The following is a 12,512-nucleotide window of genomic DNA, read 5'->3' as shown; positions in this document are numbered from 1 at the left end:
AAAAGATGTAATGAAAGAGGAAAATATTGAGAAAAAAGAAATTATCAAGGAGGAAGATAATATGATTAAGGTTGGAAAACCAGCACCAGATTTTACTATACCAGCATTTCATGAAGGTAAATTTGTTAATTTAAGTCTTTCTGAATTTAAAGGAAAATGGGTGTTACTATGTTTCTATCCAGGAGATTTTACTTTTGTCTGAGCTACTGAGGTATCAGCAGTTGCTGATAAATATAAGGAATTACAAGAATTAGATGTAGAAGTAATATCCATTAGTGTAGACAGCGTATTTGTTCACAAGATGTGGAATGAACATGAATTATCCAAGATGATAGATGGAGATATTCCATTCCCAATGGGTTCCGACCAAGATGGAACAGTAGGGAAAAAATATGGTATCTATGACGAAGATAGTGGAGTAGAAACAAGAGGAAGATTTATAATAGATCCAGATGGAATAGTTCAAGGTTTTGAAGTACTTACTCCTTCAGTAGGAAGAAATATTGGTGAGACTATAAGACAAATCAAAGCATTCCAATTAGTAAGAGAATCAGAAGGAACTGAAGTCACTCCAGCAGGTTGGAAACCAGGCAAGAAAACATTAAAACCTAACCCTGGACTAGTCGGTAAAGTATGGGAAGAGTGGAGTGTAGATGAGGTAGATAAATAAATAATGATATAAAAAAAGAATCCAAGTGTACACTTGGATTCTTTTTTTCAATTGACAAAAGATAAATAAAATTGTACAATTTAATTGGCATATGCCAATAACTCTAAAATGGAGGAGATAAAATGAAAATTGCAATGTCAGCAAGTGGCAAGGATTTAGATAGTAATTTGGATTTAAGATTTGGAAGATGTCCTTACTTTATTATTTATGACTTAGATACGGAACAGTTTACAGCTATGGGAAATAAAGGAGAAGGTGCAGGAGGAGGTGCAGGAATAGCAGCAGCTCAACAATTGATTGATGAAAAAGTTGAAGCTGTCATAAGTAATAATATTGGACCCAATGCCTTTGACCTTTTGGCAAGTTCTGATATTAAGATGTATAAGGGGAAAAATATACCATGTAAATTATTAGTAGAAATGTTTGAAGAAGAAAAGCTTGACGAAATCAAAGAATCTGGTCCTTCCCGAAAGGGCGGATTTTAAATGAATATTGTAATCCTAAGTGGGAAAGGCGGGACAGGTAAGACCACAATTTCTACTAATTTAGCTCTGCTAATGAAAGCAAACTATATAGACTGTGATGTGGAAGAACCTAATGGTTTTATATTTTTAAAACCAGAAGAAATTGAAGTTGAAAATGTCCAAATAGAGGTTCCAGAAATAAACAGTGAAAAATGTACTCTTTGTGGAGCCTGTGTAGAGGCTTGTCAATTTAATGCATTGGCTAAAGGAAAGGATCAAATTATACTATTTGATAAGTTATGCCATAGCTGTGGAGCCTGTGGACTAGCTTGTCCTACTGGGGCTATTGAATATAAGAAAAGAACAACTGGTGTAATAGAAAAAGGTAAAAAAAATGATATGATTCTAAAAAGAGGTATATTAAATATTGGGGAACCAATGGCTGTACCTATTTTAAAAGAATTATTATCAAACGTACCAGAAAAAGGGATAAATATATTAGATAGTCCTCCAGGAACTTCTTGTAATGTGGTAAATACACTGCATTATGCTGATAGAGCTATTTTAGTAACAGAACCAACAGCTTTTGGGTTACATGATTTAAAGATGGCCGTAGAATTAGTAAAAACCTTTAAAATTCCTTTTGGTTTAATTATAAATAAATATGATGAAAAAAATCAATATCTAAACAAATATATTGAAGATGAGAACATTAACTTATTAGGAAATATTCCATATAAAAGGGAAATAGCAGAGAGTTACTCAAAAGGAGAAACCCTACTAGACAATGAAGAATATAGAAAAGCTTTTCTCCATATTAAAGATAAAATAGAGGAGGATCTAATATGAAATTAGGCATAATTAGCGGCAAAGGAGGTACGGGGAAAACCACTATAGCTATCTCTATTGCAGAATTAGAAAAAGGTTCTATTAGTATAGATGCTGATGTAGACGCTTCTAATATGTTTTTATACTATGATGGAGAAGATGTAGATAGTGAATACTTTTCTGGGACCAGTATAGCTAAAGTAGATCCTGATATTTGTATCCAATGTGGCCAGTGTAATCAGGTATGTAAATTTGATGCTATTGATATGGGGAAAGTAAATCCTTTAAAATGTGAAGGTTGTGGTGCTTGTAAGATAATTTGTCCAGTAGATGCTATAAGTTTAGTGGAAGAAAAGACTGCGGATATATATGAAACAAAAACTCCTATAGGAAGAATATTTAGAGCGGATATGGAGATAGGAGGAGATGGTTCAGGTTTACTTGTATCTCGTCTTAGAAAAAAAGCGGAAAAATATGAACCGGAATCGGGAATAACCATATTAGATGGTTCTCCTGGAGTAGGTTGTGCAGTCATAGCTTCTATAACTAATAATGACAAGGTACTTATTGTAACAGAACCTACTAAATCAGGGAAAGAAGATTTTATTAGAGTCCATCAATTAACAGAACATTTTGGAATAGATTCTCTAGTATGTATAAATAAATATGATATTAATGAAGATATGACTTTAGAAATTGAGAATTATTGTAAAGATAAAGGAATACCTTTAGTAGGTAAAATCCCCTTTGATGAAAAAATTGTAGAATCAATAAATGATTTAAAACCAATAATACATTATGAAGATAGTAAAGCTAATTTTGCTATAAGAGATATGTGGAAGACCATAAAAGAAAACTATATAAATATTTAGGAGGGATTTTGATGAAAATAGCTATTGCTTCTGACGGGAATAAGGTAAGTGCACATTTTGGACATTGTGAAGGATTTTCTATGTATGAAGTAGAAAAGAATAAAGTATTAAACAATGAATTTGTACCAAATCCAGGTCATAGACCAGGATTTCTTCCTATGTTTTTAAAGGATAATAAAGTTGATTTAATAATATCTGGTGGCATGGGAGGATCGGCTCAGGAATTGTTTGTGAACAACGGAATTGATGTGATTGTAGGTGCAGAAGGCTCTTGTGAAGATGTAATAAATGCTTATATAAAAGGAGAGTTAAAATCTACAGATGCATTTTGTGAAGAACATAACCATTAAAAGCCAATACAATATTGGCTTTTTTAAAAAATAGTTATTGACATATACCCAAAAAGGTGTATAATATAATTAAATGAACATATACCCAAAAACATTAAGGAGGAATTTTTATGCCTAGAAGAAATGGTATGGGTCCTATGGGAATGGGACCAATGACAGGATGGGGAAGAGGATATTGTAGACCTAGAAGATATGGATTTGGAAGAATGAATTATGGCTATGGTTATGGTAGAGGATTAGGAAGATTTGGTGCATGGGAGGATTATGCTGTTAGTCCAGATGAAGAAAAAGCCATATTAGAAAATGAAAAAACATTTTTGAAATCTAGATTAGAAGAAATAGAAGAAATACTAGAAAATTTTGATGAATAATAAAAGGATGAGGCAACTCATCCTTTTATTATGGTAGAATATATATATAGAAAGGAGATGGAAAAATGGCTAGACCAAGAAAAAGAAGAAGAGTTTGTGGATTACCTAATCATAGAGTGTTTGGACCAATGAATAATAACTCCAATGGAGAATCTATAATATTGTCAGTAGAAGAATACGAAGTTATCCGTCTTATAGACTTAGAAGGATTAGAGCAAGAAGAATGTGCTGAAAGAATGGATGTAGCTCGTTCTACAATTCAAAGAATGTATTCGGAAGCAAAACGAAAAGTTGCTGATAGCATAGTAAATGGTAAAACCCTAAGGATAGAAGGGGGAGACTATATATTATGTGAATTAGATAGAGATAAATGTGTTCCTTGTAATAGAGGTGGACATAGGCATAGGAGAGGTAGAGGGCAAAATATTTAATTGACACAATACCCCTATATAGTATAATAATATAAAAGATAGTTTGAGGGGGATGAATATGAATATTGTTATTGATTCTAAAGCTAAAGAATATATAAAGAAAAAATCTAAGGATAATGCTATAACAATTGATCTTTTTGAAGCTAGTAATTGTTGAGTACCATTAGAAGAACCGTCGGTGGAGATGGGAAAGCCAAAAGATGAATCCTTATACGATTTATGTGATATAGAAGATATTAAAGTATATTGTGTATCTGGATTAAAAAATAGAAGTAATCAAATTAGAATAAAACTAGTTAGGTTTTTATGGATTAAATATTTGTATGTAGAAGGATTTAAAGGATAGAAAATATTATAGATATAAGGACAATATATGGTAAAATATGTTATAATACTTGTATTAATAAAAATTGGAGGTTTAATATGAAGAATAAAATATGGATTGTCCTTTTACTAATAATACTAATTCCTTTAAATGTCTATGGTGAGTTTTTAGAGCCGGTAGATACATATATGGAAAGAGCTCTTATTTTAGAAGCGGAAGAAGGAGAAATAGTAGAAGAGATAGAAGGAATGCTGTCTCAAGTCCAATATGTAAAACTGAAAATTATTAGTGGGAAATACAAAGATCAAATATTTGATGTGGAAAATCATCTATCTAACAACTTAGCATATGATATTTTAGTAAAAGAAGGAGATAAGGTAGTTGTAGGTATTGAAGAATATAGCGATGATACATTAGAAGTATATATATCTGATTATGCTCGTCAAAGCCATATATTCTATTTACTAGGGGTATTTATACTGTTGATCGTTTTTATTGGTAGAAAAAAGGGCGTAAAAGCTGTTCTTACTTTAGCTTTTACTATATTTATGATTATGAAAGTGTTATTGCCTTTAATGTTAAAAGGGATAAATCCAATCCCTATATCCGTTTTAGTATCTATAATAGTCACTATAATTACAATATTTATAATTGGTGGAGTCAATAATAAGAGTATTTCAGCTATAATAGGAACAAGTAGTGGAGTAATTATTGCAGGATTTATAGCTTATTTTGTTGGGAGCAATGTAAGACTTACAGGGCTTAGCGCAGAAGAAGCTACGATGCTTATGTACATACCTCAAGGAGTAAATTTTGATTTTAGAAGTTTGTTATTTTCTGGAATAATATTAGGTGCTTTAGGAGCTATTATGGATGTAGGAATGTCCATAGCCTCTTCTATAGAGGAAATCCACAATGCAAATACAAGTCTTACAAAAAAAGAACTATTCAATTCTGGTATGAATGTAGGAAAAGATATAATGGGAACCATGACTAACACATTGATATTAGCATATACTGGAAGCTCCATACCATTATTACTTTTATTTATGGCTTATGAAACCTCAATGATTAAAATAATAAATTTAGATATAATTGCAACAGAAATAGTTCGTTCCTTGTCTGGAAGTATTGGATTAGTACTTACAATTCCATTAACAGCTTTTATTTCCACTATTTTGATAAAAAAGAAATCTTAAATATAAAACCAAGCTTAGTTATTAACTAAGCTTGGTTTTTTGGTAGTTCTCGTTCTACCAATTGTATCGAGGATTGATTTATGTGGGAAATATTCTTTGAAAATTTTGTAATAATATAGTTCTTCTTTGCTTCTTAATATGAAGCCATCTTCTAAATATTTTTGATGCTCAAATTCTTCGTCAGAGATCATTTGTTCAGCAAATTCTTTTAAGATATCTGATGAACCTGTACCTTTGAAAAATTTTGATTTTCTACGCCAAACTATTTTTTCAGGAAGATCTTCTTCAAAGGCTTTACGTAGTATCCATTTTTCTATTTTTTTCCCATCTTTTTCATAGACCTTCCAGTCAACAGGCAGGCTATAAGCAAATTCTGCAACTTTCTTATCCATTATAGGTATATTTACATCTAATGAATGTGCCACAGTCATTCTGTCAATCCTTTGGAAACCATTATTATGAGCATTAAAAGTCAATTTTAAAAGCTCACTTTCGATTTCTTCATCATTAAAATTTTTTAAATAATGGTATCCACCAAAAAGTTCATCTCCGCCTTCGCCTGAGAAAACTAAATCTACTCCATTTTCTTTAGCCATTTTTGAAACTAAATAATTAGCTATAGAACTTCTCACCAAAAACATATCAAAGGATTCTAGATAATATATAACTTCTGGTAGTATTTTTAACATTTCCTCTGGTTCATATATATATTCGTTATGGTTCGTACCTAGATGTTTTGCAACTATCCTTGCATTCGGTATATCTTCACTTGTACTCATTCCAACGGCAAAAGTATCTATATTGTCAGTTATTTCAGAAGCTGCAGATACTATAACACTACTATCAATACCTCCACTTAGATATAGTCCTACTTTTTTATTGTCTTCATATGCTTTTTCTACTGCATTTACTAATAACTCTTTTACTTTTGGAATAGCTCTATCCACTGGCATATCATCATTAGTACCTAAAGTTGGTTCTTCATAATATTTTATGAAGCCTTTGTCGGAATGATAATAATAACCAGGAGGAAAGATTCTTATATCTTCAGTCATATCCTTTAAGGCCTTTATTTCTGATGCCAAGTAGATTATATTTCCTTCTTCCTCTGTATAGTATAATGGCTTTAATCCTACAGGATCTCTAGCTGCCATAACTTTATTTCCATCTGTTAATATAAATGCAAAACTTCCTTCTAGTTTCTGAATAAATTCTTTCCCGTAATTTAAATATCCATTAATTATTTTGTTTCCTATCGTATCATTGTCTAAATCTTCATTAAAGATATCACCATCAACCACTGCAACCATATTATCTTTATTTCCTATTTTTTCTCCTGTAAAACATGTCTGACCTAAAGCAGTTTCCCCAATGGAAATTATGCTGGTGTCGTCAGGGCCTCTATGTTTGATTTTTTCTAAGATTTTTTTTACCAATTCTTTACTATTATTCCTATGGCAAACTCCAGCTATGCCACTCATATTTTAAATATCACCTCTATATATATTTCATTAATAACTAAAGGGATTTTATGGAAGAATAATTATTCCAATAAATCCCTTTTTAAAATTCTACCACATTGCTATAGGTATGTCAAAAATGAAAAAAAAGAACATCATTTTTAAAAATATAAAAAAGGGAAGTTTCTTGTGATAAACTTAAGGAAAGAAAAAGATTCATAAATCAAATAATACTATGGAGGGAAATAATATGAAACCAAAAGTGGCATTTATATGTGTTCATAATTCATGTAGGTCTCAGATGGCAGAGGCATTGAGCAAATTATTTGTTTCAGATGTTTTTGATTCCTACTCTGCTGGAACAGAAACAAAACCTGAAATCAATCAAGATGCAGTAAGGATAATAGAGGATTTATATGGAGTTAATATGAACAAAACTCAGTATTCTAAGCTATTAACGGATATACCAGAAGTTGATATAGCCATAAAAATGGGCTGTAATGTTGTTTGTCCATATTTACCTTCTAAACATGAAGAAGATTGGGGATTAGAAGATCCTACCGGAAAAGATGATGAAGAGTTTATTAAAACTGCTAAGATTATTGAAGAAAAAATAAAGGATTTAGCTGAAAGAATTAAAAATAGGGAAATAGAATTATAGATTTTATAGATGGTTAAACTATTGACAGAATAGAAAAAAAGAGTTATTATACCCATATACCCATATGGGCATATAGATATAATAAATTTAATAGTTTTTAAGGAGGAATTTATATGGCAAAAGAAAGTAAACTATATTTACTTACAGGTTTTTTAGGTGCAGGAAAGACTACTTTTTTAACTAATGTTTTAGAGGATTTAACAGATAAAAAAGTGGCAGTAATAATGAATGAATTTGGAAAAGTTGGTATAGATGGAGATATAATTCAAAAGGATGGCATGGAGCTTGTAGAGCTTAATAGGGGGTCAATATTTTGCTCTTGCTTAGAGCTTTCCTTTGTATCTGCATTAGTGGAAATGGCAGACAGGGAGATGGAATATGTATTTGTAGAAAGTTCCGGCTTAGCAGATCCATCTAATATTGGAGAATTTTTAGAAGCTGTAAAGGTAGCAAAAGGAGATATATACGACTATAGAGGTGCTATCTGTATAGTGGATGGAGTCAATTTTCTAGATCAAATAGAAGATATAGAAACAGTAGAAAGACAGCTTAAGTTTTGTCATCTAGTAATTTTAAGCAAAGTAGATTTAATAGATAAGGAAAAATTAAACAGAGTTAAGGAAAAAATAAAGGCAATAAATCCTAAAGTAGATATTGTAGAATCAATAAATGGACAAATAGACTATAATTTCTTGGAAATGGACCTTCTAGAAGATGATTGGTTTGGGGTAGAAGACACTACCAACACACCAGAAAATAGACCTAAAACTTTAATACTCACTTATGAAGGAAAAGTCACCAAAGAAAAGCTTAGCCAGTTTATAGATACTATTAAAGATGATTGCTATAGAGTAAAAGGATTTTTCCAACTGGAAGACGGTTGGAATCAAGTAGATGTAGTAGGTAAAAGGATAGATTATAGACTAACAGATAAAGGTGAAGAAAAGTCTCAATTAGTAATTATATCTAAAATAGGACCTCAAATAATCAGACCTATATTTAATACTTGGGAAGAAATAGTAGGGGAAAAGATGGTGTTGAGATAAGGAGAGATTTAAGTGGATAAATTATTAAATTATTTTAAATTGCTTTCTGATGAAACTAGGCTCAGGATAATGGTGCTTTTATATCATGGAGAATTTTGTGTATGTCAACTAACGGGAATTACGGATATATCACAGCCTAATATATCCAAACATTTATCTAGATTAAGGTATATGGGGTTAGTAAAAGATGAAAAGAAGGAGCAATATACTTTTTATTCATTAAACTTAGAAGACAAATTATTTGCAGATATACTAAAAAAAATAGTTGAAAACATAGACAATTATCCAGTGTTGAAGCTGGATCTGGAAAAAAGCAAAGCAGCAGCAAAATATATTGAACTACAAAATATATGTAAATAGGTGGTGATTTTGATGAATATATTTAGCTGGTTAAATGCCCAGTTGTTGAAAATGGAATGGCTTTGGAATTTAGTAGAATTATTGGTTGAGAATGTATTTAAACTATCAATGGAAACTAGAATAGGTGGAAGCGTTCACTTTTTCATTTATGATACTATAAAGATATTTATTCTTCTATCTGTAATGATATTTCTCATTTCTTTCATACAAAGTTATTTTCCACCAGAGAGAACTAAAAAAATCATTGGTCGATTTAAAGGTTTAAAAGGGAATATATTTGGAGCTCTGTTAGGAACGGTAACTCCCTTTTGTTCCTGCTCAAGCATACCTATTTTTATAGGTTTTGTATCTGCAGGATTACCTTTAGGAGCAACATTTTCATTTTTAATATCTTCTCCAATGGTAGACTTAGCATCTCTCATGCTGCTGATGTCTTTCTTTGGTATGAAAATTGGAATAGTTTATGTTATTGTAGGTCTAATAGTGGCGGTTATAGGTGGTGTGTTGATTAATAAATTGAAAATGGAAGAATATGTAGAATCTTACGTATGGGGTATAGACAATGTAGATGTTGAAATAGATACTATGACCCGTAAAGATAGAATGGAATTTGCTAAATCACAAGTAAAGGACATAGTAGGCAGAGTGTGGCCTTATATTTTAATAGGAGTAGGTATAGGCGCAGGAATTCACAACTGGGTTCCTCAATCTATAATAGAAAGGATCTTAGGAGAGGGGAATCCTTTCTCAGTTCTAATAGCTACATTTATTGGTGTACCAATCTATGCAGATATATTTGGCACCATCCCTATTGCAGAAGCGCTAATTGCAAAAGGTGTTGGTATTGGTACTGTAATCTCCTTTATGATGGGTGTTACTACTTTATCAATTCCTTCTCTAGTAATGTTAAGCAAGGTTGTGAAACCCAAGTTATTAGCAACATTCATAGTTATCACTACTTTAGGAATAATATTAGTTGGATATGGACTTAACTTTTTTACATTCTTATTATTATAAGAAGGGAGAAATGAAAATGGAAATTAAAATTTTAGGCACCGGCTGTTCTAAATGTGAAAAATTAGAGAAAAGCCTAGATACTGTATTAAAAGAACTGAATATAGAGGCAGATATTGAAAAAATAGATAATTTAGCAACTATAGTTAGTTATGGAGTAATGAGTACTCCAGGTTTGGTAATAGATGGTGAGGTTAAATCTATTGGTAAAGTTCCTAAGATAAAGGAATTAAAGAAGATGTTGAAGTGATTAAAATAAAAAATCGGCTTATTGACAGACAAATAAAATCAAGGTACAATGATATTGGCATATGCCAATAAGTTATAGAAAGGGATGAAAATAATGGCTGATTGCAATAGCTGTCCGTCAAATAATACATGTAGTGCTGAACAACAAAGCACATGTACCATTAAGAACAACCCTAATAACCATGTTAAGAACATTATAGGGGTAATGAGTGGAAAAGGTGGAGTTGGAAAGTCTACAGTTTCAGCTTTAATAGCTAGGGATTTGAAAGATAAAGGCTATAAAGTAGGGGTTATGGATGCGGATATTACAGGGCCAAGTATACCTAGACTGTTTCAAATTGAAGGTGAAAGAGCAGTAGCAAATAATTCTGGAATAATACCTATAACCACTAAAGATGGAATTAAAATAATGTCTTTGAATCTTCTTATGGAAGAGGAAGAAAAACCAGTTATTTGGAGAGGCCCTTTGGTTTCTAACATAGTAGAACAGTTTTGGACTGATGTTTTATGGGGAGAACTAGATTATTTAATTATAGACTTGCCACCAGGAACAGGAGATGTAGCTTTAACCGTTATGCAATCTATTCCAATATCTGGAGTAGTTATGGTGTCAGTACCTCAGGATTTGGTTTCCATGATAGTAGCAAAAGCTGTAAATATGGTGAAAAAGTTGAATATTCCTGTACTAGGTATAGTAGAGAATATGAGCTATGTATTATGCCCAGATTGTAACAAAAAAATTGAAATATTTGAAGGAGAAAACACATGGGAATTTCTAAAAAATTACAATTTAGAATTATTAGGAGAATTGCCTATGGGTAAAGATATAGCTGGTATTTCTGCTACTGGAAATGCAAGATTAACCGAAGATGTAAAAACTACTTTTGAACAAATTGGTAGCAAAATAGTCCAGGCATTAAATTAAAATGCATAAGGTGAATCTATATGGCTAGACCGATTAAATATAGTAGATAGTATAAACCCCTATGTTTTTGGCAAAAATATAGATAACTAAAAACATGGGGGTATTGTTATGGAAAAATCAAGAAATTATTATAAAGAGAAAGCACAAAGAATTATTGAATATGTAGATATACTATCGAAGAAATTTAAAACTAAGGAAAAGTCGGAAGAAGAAAAAATTCTAGATAATATAAGGAAGGCTCATGAAGAATGGAAAAATAAGGAAAAATACTTTGAATCAGTAACAGATCCAGATTTAGTGGATCATGCTATATATGAATTAGAAGCTTCAAAGATAAAATATATTTATTTATTAAAAAAGGCAAAGGAAAGAAAAATTAGGTAATATTTACATAACCTGTCCCTTATTATATAATAGAGGAGATAATAAGGGAGGGATATTATGGGCATTGGTTCCGTGTTAGCTTTTGTATTTGGATTGTTTTTATTATATATTATTGGTATATTATTGGTTATTCCTATTAAGATCATTATTAAATTAATAATAAATGGAATTTTAGGAGGCATACTATTATTCATAGTTAATTTAGTTGGTGGTTTTATAGGAATAGGCATAGTAATCAATCCATTAACAGCTATAATTGCAGGTATTTTTGGAATACCAGGAATTATTTTGCTACTAATAATACAAAATATATTGTAATTTTCACCTTTTGTTTGCAAATATTGTCCATATCTGATATAAATATATTATATAATATTTTTAGTAAGGAGGCATTTCCATGGCAGCAATTAAAATACAAGTAGAAAGAAGGACAGGGCTGGGAAAAAACAAAGTTGATAAACTTCGCCAAGGCGACTTTGTTCCGGGAGTTCTATATGGTAAAGGCGAAGAAACAGAACATATTCAAGTGGATAGACGTAATTTTGAAAAAGCATATAGAAGTGCTGGAATGAGTACTTTAATAGACTTAGAATTAGATGGAGATACTGCACCTGTATTAATTAAAGAAGTACAAGTTCACCCATTTAAAAGCCAATATCTACATGTAGATTTTCTAAAACTTAATATGGATGAAACTGTTAAATTAACAATTCCTATTATATTAACAGGTAGAGATAATATTGAGTCAAAAGAAGGAATTCTGATACAACAATTAGACGAAATTGAAATAGAATGTCTACCAAAAGATATTCCACAATCAATTGAAGTAGATGTATCACATATTGATTTCAATACTCCTGTTTTTGTTTCAGAACTAGACATATTTGAGAACGAAGACATAGT

The 12,512-nt window shown here is 31.2% G+C and carries 19 protein-coding genes; 18 read left to right on the top strand and 1 reads right to left on the bottom strand.

All coding sequences use genetic code 11. The features are described from left to right. The first annotated feature begins 10 nt into the window (after window positions 1-10). The 9 genes from prxU (at window position 11) to VK998_RS01475 (ending at window position 5,510) form a co-directional block, all read left to right on the top strand. Window positions 11-670, top strand: coding sequence for a thioredoxin-dependent peroxiredoxin (prxU, locus tag VK998_RS01515; RefSeq protein WP_325224695.1), 660 nt, complete (start codon window positions 11-13; stop codon window positions 668-670). A 122-nt stretch (window positions 671-792) separates the two neighbouring features. Beyond that, the gene (locus VK998_RS01510; RefSeq protein WP_325224694.1) at window positions 793-1,155 is read left to right on the top strand and encodes a NifB/NifX family molybdenum-iron cluster-binding protein; all 363 of its coding nucleotides are present in this window, start codon (window positions 793-795) and stop codon (window positions 1,153-1,155) included. Further along, window positions 1,156-1,983 carry an ATP-binding protein gene (locus tag VK998_RS01505; protein WP_325224691.1) on the top strand — a complete coding sequence of 276 codons (828 nt, stop codon included), beginning with the start codon at window positions 1,156-1,158 and terminating at the stop codon, window positions 1,981-1,983. Beyond that, window positions 1,980-2,834, top strand: coding sequence for an ATP-binding protein (locus VK998_RS01500; RefSeq protein ID WP_325224688.1), 855 nt, complete (start codon window positions 1,980-1,982; stop codon window positions 2,832-2,834). Before VK998_RS01505 ends, VK998_RS01500 begins: the two co-directional genes overlap by 4 nt. An 11-nt stretch (window positions 2,835-2,845) precedes the next feature. Beyond that, window positions 2,846-3,184 carry a NifB/NifX family molybdenum-iron cluster-binding protein gene (locus tag VK998_RS01495; protein WP_325224686.1) on the top strand — a complete coding sequence of 113 codons (339 nt, stop codon included), beginning with the start codon at window positions 2,846-2,848 and terminating at the stop codon, window positions 3,182-3,184. 110 nt (window positions 3,185-3,294) lie between these two features. Further along, window positions 3,295-3,555 (top strand): DUF5320 domain-containing protein, encoded by a 261-nt coding sequence (locus tag VK998_RS01490; RefSeq protein ID WP_325224684.1) that lies wholly within the window; start codon window positions 3,295-3,297, stop codon window positions 3,553-3,555. Between the two features lie 65 nt (window positions 3,556-3,620). Further along, window positions 3,621-3,986 carry a DUF134 domain-containing protein gene (locus tag VK998_RS01485; RefSeq protein ID WP_325224682.1) on the top strand — a complete coding sequence of 122 codons (366 nt, stop codon included), beginning with the start codon at window positions 3,621-3,623 and terminating at the stop codon, window positions 3,984-3,986. 178 nt (window positions 3,987-4,164) lie between these two features. After that, window positions 4,165-4,332: a CC/Se motif family (seleno)protein gene (locus VK998_RS01480; RefSeq protein ID WP_325224680.1), complete on the top strand. Its 168-nt coding sequence runs from the start codon at window positions 4,165-4,167 to the stop codon at window positions 4,330-4,332. Window positions 4,333-4,409: 77 nt separating this feature from the next. After that, window positions 4,410-5,510: a YibE/F family protein gene (locus VK998_RS01475; RefSeq protein ID WP_325224678.1), complete on the top strand. Its 1,101-nt coding sequence runs from the start codon at window positions 4,410-4,412 to the stop codon at window positions 5,508-5,510. Between the two features lie 14 nt (window positions 5,511-5,524). On the opposite strand, the gene VK998_RS01470 is transcribed toward VK998_RS01475, so the two are convergent. After that, window positions 5,525-6,991: an asparagine synthase-related protein gene (locus VK998_RS01470; RefSeq protein ID WP_325224675.1), complete on the bottom strand. Its 1,467-nt coding sequence runs from the start codon at window positions 6,989-6,991 to the stop codon at window positions 5,525-5,527. A gap of 229 nt (window positions 6,992-7,220) precedes the next feature. Here VK998_RS01470 and VK998_RS01465 point away from each other — a divergent pair, with 229 nt between their 5' ends. The 9 genes from VK998_RS01465 to VK998_RS01425 form a co-directional block, all read left to right on the top strand. Beyond that, window positions 7,221-7,631 carry an arsenate reductase/protein-tyrosine-phosphatase family protein gene (locus VK998_RS01465; RefSeq protein ID WP_325224672.1) on the top strand — a complete coding sequence of 137 codons (411 nt, stop codon included), beginning with the start codon at window positions 7,221-7,223 and terminating at the stop codon, window positions 7,629-7,631. A 113-nt stretch (window positions 7,632-7,744) separates the two neighbouring features. Beyond that, the gene (locus tag VK998_RS01460; RefSeq protein WP_325224670.1) at window positions 7,745-8,677 is read left to right on the top strand and encodes a CobW family GTP-binding protein; all 933 of its coding nucleotides are present in this window, start codon (window positions 7,745-7,747) and stop codon (window positions 8,675-8,677) included. A gap of 12 nt (window positions 8,678-8,689) precedes the next feature. Next, entirely contained in the window at window positions 8,690-9,037 is a 348-nt protein-coding gene (locus VK998_RS01455; protein WP_325224668.1) for an ArsR/SmtB family transcription factor, read from the top strand. A 12-nt stretch (window positions 9,038-9,049) separates the two neighbouring features. Next, window positions 9,050-10,054, top strand: coding sequence for a permease (locus VK998_RS01450; protein ID WP_325224665.1), 1,005 nt, complete (start codon window positions 9,050-9,052; stop codon window positions 10,052-10,054). A gap of 16 nt (window positions 10,055-10,070) precedes the next feature. Next, entirely contained in the window at window positions 10,071-10,301 is a 231-nt protein-coding gene (locus VK998_RS01445; protein ID WP_325224663.1) for a thioredoxin family protein, read from the top strand. A gap of 93 nt (window positions 10,302-10,394) precedes the next feature. Then, on the top strand, window positions 10,395-11,225 hold the full coding sequence (locus VK998_RS01440; RefSeq protein ID WP_325224660.1) for an Mrp/NBP35 family ATP-binding protein: 831 nt from the start codon (window positions 10,395-10,397) through the stop codon (window positions 11,223-11,225). Window positions 11,226-11,333: 108 nt separating this feature from the next. Continuing rightward, complete coding sequence (locus tag VK998_RS01435; RefSeq protein ID WP_325224658.1) at window positions 11,334-11,609, top strand: DUF2508 family protein; 276 nt, start codon at window positions 11,334-11,336, stop codon at window positions 11,607-11,609. A gap of 57 nt (window positions 11,610-11,666) precedes the next feature. Next, window positions 11,667-11,927, top strand: a complete 261-nt coding sequence (locus VK998_RS01430; RefSeq protein WP_325224656.1) for a pro-sigmaK processing inhibitor BofA family protein — start codon at window positions 11,667-11,669, stop codon at window positions 11,925-11,927. A 79-nt stretch (window positions 11,928-12,006) separates the two neighbouring features. Next, window positions 12,007-12,512: 50S ribosomal protein L25 (locus tag VK998_RS01425; RefSeq protein WP_325224654.1), on the top strand; the 506-nt coding region annotated here is incomplete at its 3' end.

Origin of the sequence: Schnuerera sp., from assembly GCF_035459645.1 — a bacterium.
Taxonomy (GTDB): domain Bacteria; phylum Bacillota; class Clostridia; order Tissierellales; family Tepidimicrobiaceae; genus Schnuerera.
The sequence above is the reverse complement of the archived record's forward strand: the minus strand, read 5'-3'. Positions and strand labels throughout refer to the sequence as shown.